At 67.2% G+C, this 18610-nt stretch carries 18 protein-coding genes; 13 read left to right on the forward strand and 5 right to left on the reverse strand.

Annotated elements, in window-relative coordinates; genetic code table 11:
- Window positions 1–22: 22 nt before the first annotated feature.
- The 5 genes from ACU0DV_RS00320 to ACU0DV_RS00340 all read right to left on the reverse strand — a co-directional run bounded on the left by ACU0DV_RS00320 (window position 23) and on the right by ACU0DV_RS00340 (window position 5621).
- On the reverse strand, window positions 23–1513 hold the full coding sequence (locus ACU0DV_RS00320) for an ABC transporter substrate-binding protein (RefSeq protein ID WP_446240555.1): 1491 nt from the start codon (window positions 1511–1513) through the stop codon (window positions 23–25).
- Between the two features lie 355 nt (window positions 1514–1868).
- Entirely contained in the window at window positions 1869–2975 is a 1107-nt protein-coding gene (gene nagA / locus ACU0DV_RS00325; RefSeq protein ID WP_446240556.1) for an N-acetylglucosamine-6-phosphate deacetylase, read from the reverse strand.
- Window positions 2975–4000 carry an SIS domain-containing protein gene (locus tag ACU0DV_RS00330; protein WP_446240557.1) on the reverse strand — a complete coding sequence of 342 codons (1026 nt, stop codon included), beginning with the start codon at window positions 3998–4000 and terminating at the stop codon, window positions 2975–2977. The genes nagA and ACU0DV_RS00330 overlap by 1 nt, the downstream gene beginning before the upstream one ends.
- A complete protein-coding gene (locus ACU0DV_RS00335; RefSeq protein WP_100931501.1) occupies window positions 3997–4761 on the reverse strand; it encodes a GntR family transcriptional regulator in 765 nt (254 codons plus the stop codon). The genes ACU0DV_RS00330 and ACU0DV_RS00335 overlap by 4 nt, the downstream gene beginning before the upstream one ends.
- A complete protein-coding gene (locus ACU0DV_RS00340; protein WP_446240558.1) occupies window positions 4758–5621 on the reverse strand; it encodes a BadF/BadG/BcrA/BcrD ATPase family protein in 864 nt (287 codons plus the stop codon). The genes ACU0DV_RS00335 and ACU0DV_RS00340 overlap by 4 nt, the downstream gene beginning before the upstream one ends.
- A gap of 163 nt (window positions 5622–5784) precedes the next feature.
- On the opposite strand from ACU0DV_RS00340, the gene ACU0DV_RS00345 reads away from it, so the two are divergent.
- The 13 genes from ACU0DV_RS00345 (at window position 5785) to ACU0DV_RS00405 (ending at window position 18501) form a co-directional block, all read left to right on the forward strand.
- Window positions 5785–6651, forward strand: a complete 867-nt coding sequence (locus ACU0DV_RS00345; protein WP_446240559.1) for an N-acetylmuramic acid 6-phosphate etherase — start codon at window positions 5785–5787, stop codon at window positions 6649–6651.
- 34 nt (window positions 6652–6685) lie between these two features.
- Window positions 6686–7933, forward strand: coding sequence for an ABC transporter substrate-binding protein (locus ACU0DV_RS00350; RefSeq protein WP_370314048.1), 1248 nt, complete (start codon window positions 6686–6688; stop codon window positions 7931–7933).
- Window positions 7934–8029: 96 nt separating this feature from the next.
- Complete coding sequence (locus tag ACU0DV_RS00355) at window positions 8030–8938, forward strand: carbohydrate ABC transporter permease (protein WP_370314049.1); 909 nt, start codon at window positions 8030–8032, stop codon at window positions 8936–8938.
- A gap of 10 nt (window positions 8939–8948) precedes the next feature.
- A complete protein-coding gene (locus tag ACU0DV_RS00360) occupies window positions 8949–9785 on the forward strand; it encodes a carbohydrate ABC transporter permease (protein WP_100931506.1) in 837 nt (278 codons plus the stop codon).
- Window positions 9782–10804: a Gfo/Idh/MocA family protein gene (locus ACU0DV_RS00365; protein WP_446240560.1), complete on the forward strand. Its 1023-nt coding sequence runs from the start codon at window positions 9782–9784 to the stop codon at window positions 10802–10804. Before ACU0DV_RS00360 ends, ACU0DV_RS00365 begins: the two co-directional genes overlap by 4 nt.
- Window positions 10801–11793 carry an ABC transporter ATP-binding protein gene (locus tag ACU0DV_RS00370; protein WP_370314052.1) on the forward strand — a complete coding sequence of 331 codons (993 nt, stop codon included), beginning with the start codon at window positions 10801–10803 and terminating at the stop codon, window positions 11791–11793. Before ACU0DV_RS00365 ends, ACU0DV_RS00370 begins: the two co-directional genes overlap by 4 nt.
- Complete coding sequence (locus ACU0DV_RS00375; RefSeq protein WP_446240561.1) at window positions 11790–12248, forward strand: N-acetyltransferase family protein; 459 nt, start codon at window positions 11790–11792, stop codon at window positions 12246–12248. The genes ACU0DV_RS00370 and ACU0DV_RS00375 overlap by 4 nt, the downstream gene beginning before the upstream one ends.
- Window positions 12245–13294 carry a dipeptidase gene (locus ACU0DV_RS00380; RefSeq protein ID WP_446240562.1) on the forward strand — a complete coding sequence of 350 codons (1050 nt, stop codon included), beginning with the start codon at window positions 12245–12247 and terminating at the stop codon, window positions 13292–13294. The genes ACU0DV_RS00375 and ACU0DV_RS00380 overlap by 4 nt, the downstream gene beginning before the upstream one ends.
- A 39-nt stretch (window positions 13295–13333) precedes the next feature.
- Window positions 13334–14929, forward strand: a complete 1596-nt coding sequence (locus tag ACU0DV_RS00385) for an ABC transporter substrate-binding protein (protein WP_283983649.1) — start codon at window positions 13334–13336, stop codon at window positions 14927–14929.
- A gap of 32 nt (window positions 14930–14961) precedes the next feature.
- A complete protein-coding gene (locus tag ACU0DV_RS00390) occupies window positions 14962–15984 on the forward strand; it encodes an ABC transporter permease (protein WP_198521933.1) in 1023 nt (340 codons plus the stop codon).
- Complete coding sequence (locus ACU0DV_RS00395) at window positions 15981–16892, forward strand: ABC transporter permease (RefSeq protein ID WP_100931512.1); 912 nt, start codon at window positions 15981–15983, stop codon at window positions 16890–16892. The genes ACU0DV_RS00390 and ACU0DV_RS00395 overlap by 4 nt, the downstream gene beginning before the upstream one ends.
- Entirely contained in the window at window positions 16889–17752 is an 864-nt protein-coding gene (locus ACU0DV_RS00400; RefSeq protein ID WP_370314055.1) for an ABC transporter ATP-binding protein, read from the forward strand. The genes ACU0DV_RS00395 and ACU0DV_RS00400 overlap by 4 nt, the downstream gene beginning before the upstream one ends.
- The gene (locus tag ACU0DV_RS00405; protein ID WP_100931514.1) at window positions 17749–18501 is read left to right on the forward strand and encodes an ABC transporter ATP-binding protein; all 753 of its coding nucleotides are present in this window, start codon (window positions 17749–17751) and stop codon (window positions 18499–18501) included. The genes ACU0DV_RS00400 and ACU0DV_RS00405 overlap by 4 nt, the downstream gene beginning before the upstream one ends.
- Window positions 18502–18610: the final 109 nt, after the last annotated feature.

The following is an 18610-nucleotide window of genomic DNA, read 5'->3' on the forward strand; positions in this document are numbered from 1 at the left end:
TTGCCCGCCCGCGGTTCCGGTTTCATTTCCAGCTGGCCTGCTGCAGCCGGGGAAGGCCGTCGGGGCTGAGCGGGAAATCGAGGTCAGAGGCGACGAGATAATTCGCCGTGTAGGACACCAGCGGCGCCCAGTAGGCCTGATCCGCGATCCGGCCCAGGGCCTCCGTATAGAAGGCCTTGCGCTCTTGGGGATCGGCGGTCTGCTCGGCGGCGGCGACCATCCCGGACAGTGCGTCGTCGCCGGTCAGGTTACGGTCGGAGTCGCCGAAGTGGATCTGCGCAATCGCCGCCGTGTCGGCGGTCCCGCCCGACCCCCACGTCCCGATGTAGGCCGCGATGTCGCGGGAAGCGCGCGCCTGGTTCAGGCTCTCCAGCTTCACGTAGCGCAGGTTGACGTCGATCCCCGCCGCCGCAAGATCGGACGCCACCGCCTCTGCCACCGGCTTGTCGCGGTAGGCCCAGAGGTCGAGCGGAAAGCCATCGGGGTAGCCCGCCTCGGCCAGCAGCGCCTTTGCCTTTTCCGGATCGTATTCATAGCGCGTCACCGATTGGTCGCAGCCGAACTGGGCGGGGTGGCAGGCGGTGTGGATCGGTTCGGACGATCCGCCCATCAGGAACTCCGCGATCTCCGGCGTGTTGATCGCGTGATTGATCGCCTGGCGCACCTTCACGTCGGTCAGCGGCCCTTCGGGATCGGTCCAGCCCGCGGCATCCAGAACCACGAAGCCGACGCGAAGGTCCGGCCCGCTCAGGTACTCCACCGCCGGATGGGCGCCTGCTGCTGCGGCCACGTCCTCGGGCACCTTGAACATCCAGTCGATCCCGCCGGACATCAGCTCCGCCTGCTGGGTGCCGATGTCGGGGATGTTGCGCACCACGATGGTCTCGATGGCCGGGGCCTCGCCGAAATAGCCGTCGAACCGTTTCAAAACCAGCTCGGTCGCCGGCTCGAAGCTTTCGACGCGATAGGGGCCCGTCGCCACAAGGTCGCTCGACATGGCGTCGCGGTCGATCTCGCCGCCCGCGTCGTAGGTGCCGTCCTTGCGCAGCATGATCCTGCTGGCCATGTCGCGCAGCACAAGCGGATAGACCGATGTCATGTGGAACCGGACACGGTCCGGCGCCACGACCTCGGCGCTCTCCAGCCAGCGCTCCACCACGCCCGTCGCGTTCGCCTCGCTGTCGGGATTGCGCAGCCAGTTGTAGGTGTAGGCCACGTCCTCGGCGGTCAGCTTGCTGCCGTCGTGAAACAGGACATCGTCGCGCAAAATGACGTCGAGCGTTGTGTCATCGACCCATTCGAAACCCGATGCAACGGACGGCTCCACATCCTGTGTTTCGGGATCGAACTCGAACAGCTTGGCGTCGGTGAGCTGCGCAAGGATGATGTATTCGCGCTTGGTGGTGTAGTTGTAGTCGAGATTGAGGATCTCCTCGGCCATCGCAACGCGAAGGGTGTCGTCCTCCGGTCCCGCCCAGGCCGTTGCCCCCGCCATCGCCAGCACTCCGGCCATCGAACGGCAAAGCGTCCTTTTCGATATTCTGAACATGTGTCCTCCCCAAAATCCTTGTCCGCCGCGCCGGAGCGCGTCTCCCGTCATAAGGTTAGCCAATCGGCGGGATGACCAATATTGCAAATATCGGTCTGTTTGTTGCGTTTCTGACAAAGGTCACAACCGGGGAGGGCCGCCCTGCAGGCAGCGAGGGCCGGGCAGCACGCCACCATTGGTGGCCACGGCAAACCGGCTTCCATGCATCGGAAATCCATGTGGGTCGGCGGCACAGGCGCTGAGACGAGGGCACACATGGCCTCCGTCCGATCTTCAAGCACACCAATTCGGCACCCCGGCTACGAGGGTCCGATACCCGTCAGAGCGGGACGAAGCGCCCTTCGGGGTCCAGCCGGATGCCGTCGAAGCGGTCGCCCGGCTTGAAATGACCCGCGTTCCCGGCGGCCCTGAGCAGCCGCGCCGGCAGGCAGGTCGCCATCGCCAGCGCCCGGATGCGCGGCACGCCGATCCCGTCCAGCACCTTCAGCGCGGTCGGCATGTCGAGGTCGGCCCCGGCAAGCGTCCCGTCCTCCAGCGTCAGCCGCCCGTCGCGGCGCAGCACGCGGCGCCCGTTCAGAACGTATTCGGTGATGTCGGAGCCCACCGGCGGCATGGCGTCGGTCACGAGGAACAAGGCCCCCTGCTCCTTGTGCGCGTTCAGCGCAATGCGCAGCGCGGCGGTGTGCACGTGGATGCCGTCGGCGATGATCCCGGCGGACACGTCGGGCCGGTCAAGGATCGCCCCCACCATGCCCGGCGCGCGGTTGCCCATCTGGCTCATCGCGTTGAACAGATGCGTGGCGCAGCGCACGCCCGCGTCGAAATAGGCGCAGGCGGTCTCGTAGCTGCAATCGGTATGCCCCAGCGACAGGATCACCCCGGCGCGCACCAGCCTGTGCACCATGTCCAGCGGCACGGATTCAGGTGCGATCGTCACCTTCAGGTTCGGCAGGCGGGCGGCGGCATCGGTCAGCACCGCGGCATCGGCCTCCGTCATCGGACGGATAAGGGCGGGGTCGTGCGCCCCCTTGCGGACCAGCGACAGGTGCGGCCCTTCGAGATGCAGACCCACGATCCCCGGCACGCCCTGCGCCACCCCCTGCTCCACCGCGTCGATAGCGGCGCGCACCTTGTCCGGCGTGTCGGTGATCAGCGTCGGCAGGATATGCGTCGTGCCGGTACGGGCGTGTGCCTCCGCGATGGTGCGCAGCCCCTCGACCGTGGTCTCTTCGTTGAACAGCACGCCACCGCCGCCGTTCACCTGCAGGTCGACGAACCCCGGAAGGATCGTCCCGTCGAGGCGTTCGGCCTCCGGTGCGTCCTTCAGCGGCAAGATGGCCTTCAGCCGCCCTTCCTCCACCGCCAGCGCGTGCTCGGTCAGGTGGCGGACGCCGTCGAAGATCTCGGGGGCGTGCAGGTAGCGCATCACGTGGTCTCCGTCACCTTGCGCAGGTGGCGCGGCGCGTCGGGATTCACCCCGCGCGCCACGGCGACCTGTTCGACCATCGCGTAAAACGATGCGATCAACGAGATCGGATCGGTCAGCGGATGGCCCGTGCGCACCGCGGGCAACGCCGTCGCGGTGGTTGCCTTGCGCGAGGTGGTAAAGACCTTCGCGCCCTTCGCGGCCACCTGTTCGGCCACGTCGATCAGCGCGCCCTGGGCCGCGTCCTGCACCGCCAGCGCGATCACCGGGAAGCCGCGCTCGACGATGCTGACCGGACCGTGCAGCACCTCTGCCGAGGAATAGCTTTCGGCGTGCAGCTGGCAGGTTTCCTTGAACTTCAGCGCCGCCTCGTTCGAGAAGGCAAAGACCGGCCCGCGCCCGAGACAATAGAGCGAGTCTGTCGTCTGCAGCTCTGCGGCAAGCGGCGACCAGTCGGCGGAGACGGCCTCTGCCAGTGCCTGAGGCAGGCCATGGATCGCCGCCCTAAGCGCGTCGTCCTGCACCAGTTCCGCCAGCAGCCAGACGCCCGCGACCGCCGAGTTCACGAAGGTCTTCGTGGCCGCAACCGACAGCTCCGGCCCGGCGTGCAACGCAAGCGCGTGGTCCGAGACCTCTGCCAGCCGGGAATCAAGGTGGTTGGTCAGCCCGACCGTCAGCGCGCCTTCCTCCTGCATCATCCGCACCATGGCGACGATGTCCGGGCTCATCCCCGATTGCGACACGGCAAGGCAGGCCGCGCCCTTTACCTTCAGCCGCGCCCCGTAGATCGAGGCGACCGACGGCCCGACAGAGGCCACGGGCAGCCCGGCGAGGATTTCGGCCACGTACTTGAAGTAGGTTGCGGCATGGTCCGAAGAGCCGCGCGCCACGGTGACGAAGAACGCCGGGTCGCGCGCGCGCAGCGCCTCTGCCGCGCCCCGGATCGCGTCGCCGCCACGGCTCAGCAGCCGCTCCACCGCATCGGGGATTTCCAGCACTTCGCGCCGCATGTGGGTCTCGGTCATCGGTCTTCCTTCTGCAGGCGCAGTTCGGCGACGAAGGTATAGGCATCGCCGCGGTAGAGGGATTGGGTGAATTCGCAGACCCGCCCGGAGGCGAGGCTGGAGGTCCGTTCGATCCTCAGCCCTGCGCTTCCGGGAGCAAGGTCCAGCAAGGCGGCGTCCGGCCCGTCGACGATCACGGCGGTGATCTTCTGCAGCGCCACCACCGGCCGCGTGCCATGGGCGTCGAGCACGGCGTAAAGCGACTGGGTGACCTCCAGCGGGTTGGGCAGGATGTCGGTCGGCAGAGAGGCGCGCTCGATAGCCATCGGCGCACCGTCCGCCAGCCGCAGCCGCGCGATGCGGGCGACGGAATCGCCTTCCTTAAGCGACAGCGCCTCGACCTCCTCAGGGGTCGGCATGAAAAAACCGCGCTCCAGCCATTGCACCGTGACGCTCATGCCGCGGCGGGCCATGTCCTCGGTGAAGGAGGTGAGGCGCGACAGGGTCTGGTTCACCTTCGCCGGGGTCGAGGCGACGAAGGACCCGGACCCCTGCCGCTGCACGATCCGGCCCTCGTCCACCAGCGACTGGATCGCCTTGCGGACGGTGACGCGGCTGAACTCGGTGATCGTGGCGATCTCGCGCTCGGGCGGCAGCGGGCTGCCCGGGGCCAGAAGCCCGCCGTCCACGCCCTCGGACAGGCGGTTGCGGAGCTGCAGGTAGCGCGGCCCGGCCTCGGGCCTGTACCAGTCGTGCGGCTTCAGGAAGTCGACCACGCTCATGCCGGGATCCTCCGCGCCAGCGCCAGCGCCCCGTCGAGCGCGCTGCCCTTCGGGGCGATCAGCGTCAGGTCGTCGAGGTAGGGCGCATAGTGCACGCCCACCCCGCCGGTCAGGCACAGCGGTTCGCCCGCGCGGTGCCCCAGCCCGTCGAGCGCGAACCGCAGGAAGGTCGCGCCCTGCCACATCAGCGACAGGCCCGCGCTGTCCCCGGCCTTCGCGGCCTCCACGATGCGCGGGGCATAGGCGGCGTAATCATGTGCAAAGGCGCGGCGGCCAAAGGCGACGAGGCCCGGCGGCCCGCCGATCTCGTCCAGCACGGCACGCGCCAGCGGCGACTCCGCCACCAGCCCGTCGCTCACGTGCAGGGCCAGCTTCATCAGCTCGTGCCCCAGCCACGCGCCCGACGCCTGATCCGAAAGCTGGAAGCCCCAGCCGCCGACACTGCGCGAGACGCCCCCGGCCTGCCGGGCAAAGAAGCTGCCGGTGCCGATGGCGGCCAGCGCCCCGTCCTGCGGCCCGAGCGCACCGGCAAGCATGGTGTCGCTGTCCTCGGTCACGGTGACCCGCCGCAGCGGCAGCGCGGCGGCCACGCGGTCGCCCACTTCCACCGAGATCACCCCCGCCAGCCCCGCGTGCGCGGGCACCTCCGCCAGATCGGCGACCGTCACGCCCGCACCGACGCAGGCAATGTCGAGCGCCGCGCAAAGGTGACGAACCGTGCCGTCGAAATCGGTGGTGGCGTTGGCAGGCCCGCCCTCGCCCCGGCCGAGGATGGCGCCGGAGGCATCGCAGATCGCCACGCGACAGCCGCTTCCGCCGCCGTCCAGTCCGATCGCAAAGGGTGTGGGTGCCTCTGTCATGGCGCAAGCAATACCACGAGGCTGCGCGCATGGGAACACCAAAACAATACCAATAGCCGCAAATTTGCGCCGGACAGGACCAATTGAAAAGAGTTCTTGCTTAAAGGTATTGTTTAGGTATGGTCTTTAAAAACTGCCACCCGACTCACCGAAGGCTGCCGCCATGACCTCCATCGACGCCCTGCGCCCTGATGCGGCCTTGCGCACCATGCTGGATGCGCAGACCGACGCCGCGCGTGCTGTCGGGAACGCCCTGCCGGGGATCGAGGAGGCCGCGCGCCGCATGGCCGACACCCTGCGCAATGGCGGGACCGTGGTCTATGCCGCCGCCGGAAGCTCGGGCCTGATGGCGCTGGCGGACGCCTGCGAACTGCCCGGCACCTACGGCATCGACCCGGCGCAGGTCCGCATCGTCATGGCGGGCGGCATTCCCACCGACGCGCGGATGCCCGGCCATACCGAAGACGACACAGCCGAGGCAGAGGCGGCCGCCGCCGCCATGTCGCCCGGCGACCTGCTGATCGCCATCTCCGCCTCCGGCACCACGCCGCAGGCGCTGGCGATGACGCGGGCCGCGCAGGCAAAGGGCATCGCCGTGATCGGCATCGCCAACACGCCGGACAGCGCGCTGCTGACCCTCGCGGACACGGCCATCCCGCTGCCCACCCCGCCCGAGGTGGTCGAGGGGTCGACCCGCCTTGGCGCAGGCACCGCGCAGAAGATCGCGCTCAACATGATCTCGACCCTCGCGGGGGTGCTGCTGGGCCATGTCCATGACGGCATGATGGTCAACCTGCGCCCGGACAACATCAAGCTGCGCGCCCGGGCCGAAACCATCGTCGCCCGCATCGCAGCGGTCCCCACCGACGCCGCCCGCGCCGCGCTGGAGGCCACCGGATACGACGTGAAACCCGCCGTCCTCGTGGCGCTGGGGCACGATCCCGAAGACGCCCGCCGCATCCTCGATGCCAGCGGGCAGGTCCTGCGGCAGGCGCTGCAGGCCGAGACACCGAAAACCAGAAGAGCCTGAAACAGGGCCTTTTCCAACAAGGAGAGAAAGACACATGACCAAGACACTCAAAGGCGCCCTTCTGCTGAGCGTGCTGGGCACCGGCGCATGGGCCCAGGACGTCACGCTGACCATCGAGAGCTGGCGCAACGACGACCTGACGATCTGGCAGGACGAGATCATCCCGGCCTTCGAGGCCGAGCATCCCGGCATCAAGCTGAACTTCACCCCCTCCGCCCCGGCGGAATACAACGCCATCCTGAACTCCAAGCTGGACGCAGGGTCGGCGGGCGACATCATCACCTGCCGCCCGTTCGACGCCTCGCTCGCGCTGTACGAAGGCGGCAAACTTGCCGACCTGTCCGACCTCGAAGGCATGGCGAACTTCTCCGACGTGGCGAAATCCGCATGGATCACCGACGACGGCGAACACCCCTTCTGCGTTCCGATGGGCGCCGTGATCCACGGCTTCATCTACAACAAGGAGATCTTCGAGGAACTGGGCCTCGAAGAGCCGACCACCGTGGCGGAGTTCTATGACGTCCTGAACAAGATCAAGGAAGACGGCACCTACATCCCGATGGCGATGGGCACCAACGACCAGTGGGAAGCCGCGACCATGGGCTACCAGAACATCGGCCCGACCTACTGGAAGGGCGAGGAAGGCCGCAACGCGCTGATCGCCGGCGACGCAAAGCTGAACGACCCGCAGTTCACCGAGGTCTTCTCCGAGCTGGCAAAGTGGGGCGACTACCTGGGCGACGGCTTCGAGGCGCAGACCTACCCCGACAGCCAGAACGTCTTTACCCTGGGCCGCGCGGCGATCTACCCGGCGGGTTCGTGGGAAGTTTCGGGCTTCAACAACCTCGCCGAGTTCGAGATGGGGGCCTTCCCGCCGCCGGTCGTGGCCGAGGGCGATACCTGCTACATCTCCGACCACACCGACATCGGCATCGGCATGAATGCCGCGACCGAGCACCCGGAAGAGGCAAAGACCTTCCTGAACTGGGTGGCGTCGCCGGAATTCTCCAAGATCTTCGCCAACGCGCTGCCGGGCTTCTACCCGCTGGCCTCCGACCCGGTCGAGATCACCGACCCGCTGGCGGCCGAGTTCGCAAGCTGGCGTGACGAGTGCGAAAGCACGATCCGGTCCTCCTACCAGATCCTGTCGCGCGGCACGCCGAACCTCGAGAACGAGCTGTGGAACGCCTCCGCTGCCGTGATCAAGGGCACGGAGACCCCGGAAGAGGCGGCCAACCGTCTGCAGGAAGGCCTCGCCTCCTGGTACGAGAACCAGCAGTAAGCTGACCTCCGGCCGGGCGTCCCTTCGCCCGGCCACCTCCGACCCGCCGGGCGTCTGCCGCCCGATCCTTTCCCCCGACAGACGAGGTGAAAGCCCATGGGCCGCATCCGATGGCATGTCGTCGTGTTCCTCGCCCCCGCGGTGCTGGTCTACACGGCCGTGATGATCTTCCCGCTGTTCGACACCCTGCGCCTCGCGCTGTTCAACACCGAGGAGAAGGCGCGCGTTTTCGTCGGGCTCGCCAACTTCAGGCGCCTGTTCCTCGACCCGAACTGGTCCGAACAGTTCTGGAACGCGCTGGCGAACAACTTCTGGTTCTTCCTGATCCACATGCTGGTGCAGAACCCCATCGGCGTCGCGCTGGCGGCGCTCCTGTCCTCGCCGAAACTGCGGTTCGCCGCCCTCTACCGCACCGCGATCTTCGTCCCCACCATCCTCAGCTTCGTCATCGTGGGCTTCGCGTGGAAGCTGATCCTCTCGCCGATCTGGGGCATCGCGCCGTCGATGCTGGACGCCATCGGGCTCAAGTCGCTTTTCGCGCCGTGGCTGGGCAAGGAAGAATACGCCCTGACCACGCTGGCGCTGATCTCCGTCTGGCAGTTCGTCGGCATCCCGATGATGCTGATCTACGCCGCCCTCCTGTCGATCCCCGAGGAAATCCTCGAGGCAGGCGAGGTCGACGGCATCACCGGCCTCTCGGCCTTCTGGAAGATCAAGCTGCCGCTGATCCTGCCGTCGATCGGCATCATCTCGATCCTGACCTTCGTGGGCAACTTCAACGCCTTCGACCTGATCTATGCCGCGCAGGGCGCACTGGCGGGGCCGGATTTCTCCACCGACATCCTCGGCACCTTCATGTACCGCACCTTCTTCGGCTTCCAGTTGCAGCTGGGCGACCCCTACATGGGCTCTGCCATCGCCTCCGCCATGTTCGGGATCATCCTGATCGGGGTCTGCATCTACCTCTTCGGCATCCAGCGGCGCCTGCGCCACTACCAGTTCTGAGGGGAAGGTCATGTCCACACGCCGCATCACCCCGAACCTCCTCGCCATGCACGGCGCGCTGATCCTCTACGTGCTGATCGCGCTGTTCCCGGTCTTCGTGATCGTGGTCAACAGCTTCAAGAGCCGCCGCGCCATCTTCCGCGAACCGCTGGCCCTGCCCAACGGCGAGAGCTTCTCGCTCGTGGGATACGAGACGGTGCTGAAGCAGGGCGACTTCTTCCTCTATTTCCAGAACTCCTTCGTCGTCACCGTCGCCTCGCTGTTCTTCATCCTGCTCTTCGGGGCCATGGCGGCCTTCGCGCTGGCCGAGTACCGCTTCAAGGGCAGCACCATCATGGCGCTCTACCTCGCGCTGGGGATCATGATCCCGATCCGCATCGGCACCGTCGCCATCCTTGAAATGATGGTCTCCACCGGGCTGGTGAACACGCTGTGGGCGCTGATCCTCGTCTACACCGCGCAGGGCCTGCCGCTCGCCGTTTTCATCCTGTCGGAGTTCATGAAGGGCGTCTCCGACGACCTCAAGAACGCGGGCCGCATCGACGGGCTCAGCGAATACGCGATCTTCTTCCGCCTCGTGCTGCCGCTGGTCCGTCCGGCGCTCGCCACCGTGGCGGTGTTCAACATGATCCCGATCTGGAACGACCTGTGGTTCCCGCTGATCCTCGCCCCGGCGGAAGAGGTGAAGACCCTCACACTCGGCAGCCAGGTCTTCATCGGACAGTTCGTGACCGACTGGAACGCGGTGCTCTCCGCGCTCTCCATGGCGATCCTGCCGGTCATGGTTCTTTACGTCATCTTCTCGCGGCAACTGATCCGCGGCATCACCTCGGGGGCCGTCAAATGAAGGTACTCATCGCCGGTCTCGGAAACATGGGCTTCTCCCATGCCATGGCCCACCACACCCATCCCGACAGCGAGATCGTCGGCATCGTCAAGCGCTCGCCCGACGCCGATCCCCGCCTGCCCTACCCGGTCTTCACCGACTTCCACGCAGCCCTCGGAGAAACGCAGCCTGACCTTGTCGTCGTCGCCACCTATACCGACACGCATGCCGAATACGCCATCGCCGCGATGGAGGCCGGTGCCCATGTCTTCGTCGAGAAACCGCTGGCGCTGACCGTCACCGACGCCCGCCGCGTGACCGAGACGGCAGCCCGCCTGAACCGCAAGCTGGTCGTGGGCTACATCCTGCGCCATCACCCTTCGTGGGTGCGGCTGATCGACGAGGCGAAGGCGCTCGGCGGCCCCTACGTGTTCCGGCTGAACCTCAACCAGCAGTCCGAGGGCGCGACGTGGGAAACCCACAAGGCGCTGATGCAGACCACCTCTCCCATCGTCGACTGCGGTGTGCATTACGTCGACGTGATGTGCCAGATCTGCGGCTCGCGCCCCGTGCAGGTCACCGGCATCGGCCTGCGCCTCTCGGACGAGATCCCAGAGGATATGTACAACTACGGCCAGCTCCAGGTCCGGTTCGAGGATGGCTCCGTCGGCTGGTACGAGGCCGGCTGGGGCCCGATGATGTCCGAAACCGCCTTCTTCGTGAAGGACGTGGTCAGCCCGAACGGCGCCGTGTCGATCAAGGACGCGGACAAGGGCGACAGCGATTCCGTCGACGGCCACACCCGCGTCGGCGCCCTGCTAGTGCACCGCCCCGGCGACGACCGCTTCATCGACCTCCCCGACGAACCCGGCCACCAGGAGCTGTGCGATGCCGAGCAGGCCTTCCTGATCGAGGCCATCCGGAACGACACCGACCTCACCCGCCACATGCAGGAGGCGGTGGACAGCCTTGCCATCTGCCTCGCCGCCGACCTCTCCATCCGCACCGGCCAACCCGTCAGACCGGGAGACGTGACATGACCGCCCTGATCCTCGAAAACGTCAACAAGTCCTTCGGCAAGACCCACGTCCTGAAGGACATCAACCTGACCGTGGAGGATGGCGAGTTCGTCGTCTTCGTCGGCCCTTCCGGCTGCGGCAAGTCCACCCTCCTGCGCGTCATCGCCGGGCTGGAGGAGGCCACCTCCGGCACCGTCTCCATTGGCGGCGAGCAGGTGAACGGCACACCCCCCGCCAAGCGCGGCATCGCGATGGTCTTCCAGAGCTACGCGCTTTACCCGCACCTGAGCGTCAAGGACAACATGGGGCTGGGGCTGAAGCAGGACGGCGCGCCGAAGGACAAGGTCGCGCAGCAGGTCGCCAAGGCGGCGAAGATGCTGGACCTCGAACCCTACCTGTCGCGCCGCCCCGCCGAACTGTCGGGCGGCCAGCGCCAGCGCGTCGCCATCGGCCGTGCCATCGTGCGCGACCCGCGCCTGTTCCTCTTCGACGAACCGCTCTCGAACCTCGACGCCGCGCTCCGGATGAACACCCGGGTCGAGATCGCCGCCCTGCACCGCACCCTCGCCGCCTCGATGATCTACGTCACCCACGACCAGATCGAGGCGATGACCCTCGCCGACCGCATCGTCGTGCTGCGCGATGGCCGGGTCGAGCAGGTAGGCTCCCCCATGGAGCTCTACAACAACCCAGCCAACCGCTTCGTCGCGGGTTTCCTCGGCGCGCCGTCGATGAACTTCATCGAGAACGCGCCGGGCCTGAACGCGGGCGAGGTGCTGGGCGTGCGCCCCGAGTACCTGCGCCCCGATCCCGCCGGACGGCTGAAGGGCACCGTGACCCACGTCGAACGGCTGGGCGGCGACACCAACCTTCTGGTGCGCGCCCCGGACGGCCAGACCTTCACAGTGCGCCTCTTCGGGCAGGACCTGACGGAGGTGGGCGAGGACGTGGCCTTCGACTACGACGACGCCCGAACCTTCCGCTTCGACGCGGAGGGCCGCCGCCTGTGACCCTGACGATCCGCCCCGCCACCCGCACCGACCTCCCTGCCCTGATCGCGCTCTACGCCGACGACGGGCTGGGAAAGAACCGGGACGGGGGCGCGGTGGACGACGCCTACCTCTCGGCCTTCGAGGCGATCGACAGAGACCCCAACCACATCCTCGCCGTGGGCGAAGAGGATGGAGAGATCGTCGCCACCCTCCTTCTCTCCTTCCTGCCCGGCCTCTCGCGCCACGGCGCATGGCGCGCCCAGATCGAGGCGATGCGCGTTTCCTCCGCGCGGCGCGGGCAGGGCCTTGGCCGGATGATGCTCGATTGGGCGGTCGCGGAAGCGCAAAGCCGGAATTGTCGCCTCGTGCAGTTGACCTCCGACCGCCAAAGGGACGACGCTCACCGCTTCTACGAGCGTGCGGGCTTCACGCCCTCGCACCTCGGTTTCAAAAAGACACTGGAGACAGAATGACCAACTTCCCGGTCTTCGACGGCCATAACGATCTGGTGCTGCGCCTCTTGCGCGGCGACGTCACGGCGCAAGGGGTGGCCGAGGGCCTCGACAGCGGCCACATCGACAAGCCCCGCGCGGTCAAGGGCGGCTTCGGCGGCGGCTTCTTCGCGATCTTCGTCCCCTCCCCCGGCAACAAGGCCGTGCGCTACGAGGAGATGGTCAAGCCGGAATACGACATCCCCCTCCCCGATCCCGTGCCGGAGGACGAGGCGCTCGACTGGACGACCCGCGGCTTCGACGCGCTCGACGACCTGGCCGCGGCGGGGGCCGTGACGCTCTGCCGGACCGCCGACGACATTGCAGCGGCCCTGCCCAAACCCGAAATGGCCGCCGTTGCCCATATCGAGGGCGCGGAGGCCGTGGACCGGGACTTCGCCCGCCTGCACGAATGGCACGCGCGCGGCCTGCGCTCCCTCGGGCCGGTCTGGAGCAGGCCGACCGTCTGGGGCCACGGCGTCCCCTTCCGCTTCCCCTCCTCGCCCGACACCGGCCCCGGCCTCACCGACGCGGGCAAGGCGCTGGTGCGCGAGTGCAATTCGTTGAAGATCATGATCGACCTCTCGCACCTGAACGAGAAGGGCATGGACGACGTGGCCGCGATCACCGACGCGCCGTTGGTCGCCACGCATTCCAACGCCCACGCCATCACGCCGCACGCCCGCAACCTCACCGACCGGCAGCTTCACATGATCCGTGAAAGTGACGGAATGGTGGGCATCAACTTCGCAAGCGCCTTTCTCAGGCCCGACGGCCGCATGGAGTCGGACTTCGGGCTTGACATAGTGCTCCGACATTTTGACCATTTGGTCGAAACTCTGGGCGAGGATCGCGTCGGCCTGGGATCGGACTTCGACGGCGCACTCGTGCCTGACCCGATCCGCGACATCGCAGGGCTGCCCAATCTTGTGGCGGCGCTGAAGGACCACGGTGTCGACGACGATCTCATGGCCAGGGTGACACACAGGAACTGGTTGCGCGTTCTGCGCAAGACATGGGGTGAGTGACCGGTAACCAAACAAAAAACACAACAGGGAGTAACTAAAATGAAGACCAACTTCACAGCGGCCGTGGTGGCCGCAATCGTGGCCCTGGGCACTGCTGCCCCGGTCATGGCGGAAACCCCGCCGAACATGCTGGTGATCGCCAACCGCATCGACGACATCAAGACCTTCGACCCGGCGGAAAGCTTCGAGTTCGCAGGCGCCGACGTGTCGCGCAACGTCTACGAAAAGCTGGTGAACTTCGATCCGCTCGACCTCGACGCGGGCTACCAGCCGCAGCTTGCCGAAAGCTGGGAGATCTCCGAGGACGGCAAGACCGTCACCTTCACCATGGCCGAGGGGCATGTCTTTTCCTCCGGCAACCCGGTGACCGCCAAGGACGCCGAGTTCTCGCTGCGCCGCGCGGTGCTGCTGGACAAGACGCCCGCGTTCATCCTGACGCAGTTCGGTTTCACCGCCGACAACGTCGAGGAAACCATCAAGGCGACCGACGACAAGACGCTCGTCCTGACTCTGGACAAGCCCTACGCGCTGTCCTTCGTGCTGAACTGCCTGACCGCAACCATCGGCGGGATCGTCGACATGGAAACCGCCATGGCCAACGAGGTCGACGGTGACATGGGCAGCGACTGGCTGCGCACCAACACCGCAGGCTCCGGCCCCTACAAGGTCGTGGACTGGAAGCCGAACGAGAGCGTCCTGATGGACCTCAACCCGAACTACCACGGCGACAAGCCGGCGATGGAGCGGGTGATCGTCCAGCACATCCAGGAATCCGCCACCCAGCGGCTTCAGCTCGAACGCGGCGACATCGACGTGGCGCGCAACCTCTCGCCCGAGGACGTGGCGGGCCTTGCCGATGTCGAGGGCGTCAAGGTCGTCGACGAACTGCGCGGCCGCCTGATGTACTGGTCCGCGAACCAGAAGGTCGAGATGCTGGCAGACCCGAAGGTGCTCGAGGCGCTGAAACTCGCCGTCGACTACGACGGCATGTCCGGCTCCTTCCTGAAGGGCCAGTACACCGTGCACCAGGCCTTCCTGCCGCTGACCTTCCTCGGCGCGCTCGAGGAAAAGCCCTACGGCTTCGACATGGACGCCGCCAAGGCCGCCATGGCCGAATCGGGCTTCCCGGACTGCGGGCCGATCGAGATCTCCGTGCGCGACGCGCAGGAACGTCTCGACATCGCGCAGTCGCTGCAGAACACCTGGGGCCAGCTCGGCTGCGAAGTCGAACTGATCGTCGGCACCGGTGCGCAGACGCTCGACCGCTACCGCGCGCGCGAGCATGACATCTACGTGGGCGCATGGGGCCCGGACTATCCGGACCCGAACACCAACGCCGGCACCTTCGCGCTGAACCCCGACAACGCCGACGAGGCCGGCAACACCGGCTACCTCGCATGGCGCAACGCCTGGGATCCGGGCGCGATGAACGAGAAGACGCTGGCCGCCGTCGTCGAGAACGACACCGACGCGCGCCGCGAGATGTACCTGGAGCTTCAGCGCGAGCACCAGCAGGTCAGCCCCTTCGGCATGATGTTCCAGCAGATCGAACAGAACGGCATGGGCGAAAGCGTCGAGAACTTCGTCGCCGGCGGCGCGACCACCGCGGTCTCCTACTGGGTCATCACCAAGTAATGACCGACAGCACCACTGGAGAAGGACGGCAGATGCCGTCCTTCCCCCCATGGGCCAAGAAGACCCTGGGGACCGTAGCCACCGTTGCCGCGACCATCCTCGGTCTGCTCTTCGTGACCTTCATGATCGGCCGGGTGATGCCGATCGACCCCGTTCTGGCCGTCATCGGAGAACGGGCGACACAGGCGCAATATGACGCCACCTTTCTTGAACTCGGCCTCGACAAGCCGCTGCTGGTGCAGTTCGGCATCTACGTCAACGACGTGCTGCACGGCGATCTCGGCCGCTCCATCCGCACCGGGCAGGAAGTCACCACCGACATCGCCCGCGTCTTCCCCGCCACGCTGGAACTCGCCACGCTCGGCACGCTGATCGGCGTCGTCCTCGGCGTGCCGCTGGGGGTCATCGCCGCCGTCAAACGCGGAAGCTGGATCGACCAGCTCGCCCGGTTCGTCGGCCTCATCGGGTATTCGATGCCGATCTTCTGGCTGGGCCTCGTGGGGCTCCTGGTGTTCTACGGCATCCTCGGCTGGGTCGCGGGCCCCGGACGGCTGGGCATCTTCTATCAGGGCATCGTCGAACCGATCACCGGGATGCTGCTGGTCGATTCCGCGCTGCGCGGCGAATGGACCGTCTTCAGGGACGCCTTCTCGCACATCATCCTGCCCGCCTCGCTGCTGGGCTACTACTCCATGGCCTACATCAGCCGCATGACCCGCTCCTTCATGCTGGAGCAGCTGAATTCCGAATACGTGACCACCGCGCGGGTGAAGGGCCTGTCGGAACGACAGGTCATCTGGGGCCACGCCTTCCGCAACATCCGAATCCAGCTGGTGACGGTGATCGCGCTGGCCTACGCCAACCTGCTCGAAGGCTCCGTCCTGACCGAAATCATCTTCGCATGGCCCGGCATCGGCCAGTACATCACGACCTCGCTGCTCGCCAACGACATGAACTCCGTCCTCGGCGGCACCATCGTGATCGGCACCATCTTCGTGGGCATCAACATCTTCTCCGACCTGCTCTACCGCTTCTTCGATCCGAGGGCCAAATGACCGACACGTCCCTCCGCGCATGGCTCCTGAGCGAAGAGCCGACCTCCCGCCGGCAGGCCCGCTTCTCGGCGTGGTACAAGGGCTGGCTCACCTTCCGGTCGAACCCGCTGGCGATGCTGGGGCTGATCGTGCTCCTTGTGCTGATCCTTGCCGCGATCTTCGCCCCGCTGCTGGCGACCGACGATCCCTTTGCCCAGGACCTCGGCTCGCGCCTGCTGCCGCCGGGGGCCGAAGGCCATATCTTCGGCACCGACAGCCTCGGCCGCGACATCTACTCCCGCCTGCTCTACGGCGCGCGGATCTCGATCTACATCGTGCTGCTCGTGGCCATGGTGGCGCCGCTCGTCGGGCTGATCATGGGCACCGTCTCGGGCTATGCCGGAGGCTGGGTGGACGTGGTCCTGATGCGGATCACCGACATCTTCCTCGCCTTCCCGCGGCTGATCCTCGCACTGGCCTTCGTCGCCGCCCTCGGCGCAGGGATCGAGAACGCGGTGCTCGCGATCTCGCTGACCGCCTGGCCGCCCTACGCCCGGATCGCCCGCGCCGAAACGCTGACCATCCGCAACTCCGACTACATCCACGCCGTCCGCCTGCAGGGCGCGGGACCGTTCCGCATCGTGACGAAACACATCTGGCCGCTCTGCATCTCGTCGCTGGTGATCCGGGTGACGCTCGACATGGCGGGCATCATCCTGACCGCCGCGGGGCTGGGCTTCCTCGGCCTCGGCGCGCAGCCACCGAGCCCCGAATGGGGCGCGATGATCTCCGAGGGGCGCAAGTACATCCTCGACTACTGGTGGGTCGCCACGATCCCCGGCATCGCGATCTTCGCCATCTCGCTCGCCTTCAACCTGCTGGGCGACGGGCTGCGCGACGTGCTCGACCCGAAGGAGGGCAACGCATGACCGAAGACCCCCTCCTCGACGTCGAAAACCTATGGGTGAAGTTCCGCACCCGCTCCGGCGTCTTCGACGCGGTGCGCGGCATCTCCTTCACGCTCGGCCGCGAACGGCTGGGCATCGTCGGCGAAAGCGGTTCGGGCAAGTCGATGACCGGCCGCGCCGTCCTGCGCCTGATCCAGCCGCCGGGCGAAGTCACCGCCGACCGTCTGTCCGTGCACGGCGAGGACATCCTGACCCTGCCCGACGCGCGCATGCGCCAGCTCCGCGGCGGCCGGGTGTCCATGGTCATGCAGGACCCCAAGTTCTCGCTGAACCCGGTGATGCCCGTCGGCCAGCAACTGGTCGAGGCGCTCCGCGCGCACGAAAAGGTGTCGAGGGCCGAGGCCCGCAAGCGCGCGCTCGACATGCTCGACGAGGTCGCCATCCGCGACCCCGCCCGGGTCATGGACCTCTACCCGCACGAGGTGTCGGGCGGCATGGGCCAGCGGATCATGATCGCCATGATGCTGCTGCCCAACCCGGAGATCCTGATCGCGGACGAACCGACCTCCGCGCTCGACGTCTCGGTGCAGCTTCAGGTGCTCGACATCATGGACAAGCTGGTGAAGGACCGCGGCATGGGCCTGATCTTCATCAGCCACGACCTGAACCTCGTGGCCAAGTTCTGCGACCGCATCGCGGTGATGTACGCCGGGCGGATCGTCGAGACCTGCAAGGCGTCCGAACTGCGCAACGCGCAACACCCCTACACGCTGGGCCTCCTGAACTCCGTGCCCGACCTCGAACACCCGCGCGACAGGCTGGAGGTGCTGCAACGCGACCCGGCATGGCGCGAAGCCCCCTCCGTGAGTGCCCGCATATGAGCGCCATCGACATCCGCCACCTCGACGTGTGGTTCGGCACCGGCGCGCAGCGCGCCGACGCCGTGAAGGACGTGAGCTTCGAAGTCGCCGACGGCGAAAGCTTCGGCCTCGTGGGCGAGAGCGGCTCCGGCAAGTCGACGATCCTGCGCGCCATCGCGGGCCTCGCACCCACATGGTCCGGCCACATGGCCGTCGCCGGGGAAACGCTGGGCCGGACCCGCAGCAAGGACTTCTACCGCAAGGTGCAGATGGTCTTCCAGGACCCCTATGCCTCGCTTCACCCGCGCCACACCGTCGACCGCGTGCTGTCCGAAGCCATGACCCTGCACGGCGTGCCCGACATCGACGCCCGCATCGGACGGCTGCTCGACGACGTGGGGCTCGGCGCCGGCTTCCGCTTCCGCTTCCCGCACCAGTTGTCGGGCGGCCAGCGCCAGCGCGTCGCCATCGCCCGCGCGCTCGCCTGCGATCCGGCGATCCTGCTGCTGGACGAGCCGACCTCCGCGCTCGACGTCTCCGTGCAGGCCGAGATCCTCAACCTGCTGGCCGACCTGCGCCGTGAACACGAGCTGACCTACGTGATGGTCTCCCACGACCTCGGCGTGGTGGGCCACCTCTGCGAGCGCATCGCCGTCATGAAGGACGGCCGCTTCGTCGAGGTGCTGGGCGTGGACGAGATGCGGCGGCTGGAGGCGAAGGACCCCTACACCCGTCACCTGCTCGACAGCTCGGTCAACTCGGTGCGCTGAAGGGTTTCGCCTTGCTGACGCAAGGCGATCCGGGGGGGGGGGGGGGGGGGGGGGGGGGGGGGGGGGGGGGGGGGGGCGGCGGGGGGGGCGCCGGGGGGGGGGGCGGGCC

This window comes from Sagittula sp., assembly GCF_052825245.1.

Bases quoted from the DNA above. Each gene is read 5' to 3' on its own strand.
- ACU0DV_RS00320 (WP_446240555.1), bottom strand. From the start codon at position 1,513: ATGGCCGGAGTGCTGGCGATGGCGGGGGCAACGGCCTGGGCGGGACCG.
- nagA (WP_446240556.1), bottom strand. From the start codon at position 2,975: ATGCGCTACCTGCACGCCCCCGAGATCTTCGACGGCGTCCGCCACCTG.
- ACU0DV_RS00330 (WP_446240557.1), bottom strand. From the start codon at position 4,000: ATGACCGAGACCCACATGCGGCGCGAAGTGCTGGAAATCCCCGATGCG.
- ACU0DV_RS00335 (WP_100931501.1), bottom strand. From the start codon at position 4,761: ATGAGCGTGGTCGACTTCCTGAAGCCGCACGACTGGTACAGGCCCGAG.
- ACU0DV_RS00340 (WP_446240558.1), bottom strand. From the start codon at position 5,621: ATGACAGAGGCACCCACACCCTTTGCGATCGGACTGGACGGCGGCGGA.
- ACU0DV_RS00345 (WP_446240559.1), top strand. From the start codon at position 5,785: ATGACCTCCATCGACGCCCTGCGCCCTGATGCGGCCTTGCGCACCATG.
- ACU0DV_RS00350 (WP_370314048.1), top strand. From the start codon at position 6,686: ATGACCAAGACACTCAAAGGCGCCCTTCTGCTGAGCGTGCTGGGCACC.
- ACU0DV_RS00355 (WP_370314049.1), top strand. From the start codon at position 8,030: ATGGGCCGCATCCGATGGCATGTCGTCGTGTTCCTCGCCCCCGCGGTG.
- ACU0DV_RS00360 (WP_100931506.1), top strand. From the start codon at position 8,949: ATGTCCACACGCCGCATCACCCCGAACCTCCTCGCCATGCACGGCGCG.
- ACU0DV_RS00365 (WP_446240560.1), top strand. From the start codon at position 9,782: ATGAAGGTACTCATCGCCGGTCTCGGAAACATGGGCTTCTCCCATGCC.
- ACU0DV_RS00370 (WP_370314052.1), top strand. From the start codon at position 10,801: ATGACCGCCCTGATCCTCGAAAACGTCAACAAGTCCTTCGGCAAGACC.
- ACU0DV_RS00380 (WP_446240562.1), top strand. From the start codon at position 12,245: ATGACCAACTTCCCGGTCTTCGACGGCCATAACGATCTGGTGCTGCGC.
- ACU0DV_RS00385 (WP_283983649.1), top strand. From the start codon at position 13,334: ATGAAGACCAACTTCACAGCGGCCGTGGTGGCCGCAATCGTGGCCCTG.
- ACU0DV_RS00390 (WP_198521933.1), top strand. From the start codon at position 14,962: ATGCCGTCCTTCCCCCCATGGGCCAAGAAGACCCTGGGGACCGTAGCC.
- ACU0DV_RS00395 (WP_100931512.1), top strand. From the start codon at position 15,981: ATGACCGACACGTCCCTCCGCGCATGGCTCCTGAGCGAAGAGCCGACC.
- ACU0DV_RS00400 (WP_370314055.1), top strand. From the start codon at position 16,889: ATGACCGAAGACCCCCTCCTCGACGTCGAAAACCTATGGGTGAAGTTC.
- ACU0DV_RS00405 (WP_100931514.1), top strand. From the start codon at position 17,749: ATGAGCGCCATCGACATCCGCCACCTCGACGTGTGGTTCGGCACCGGC.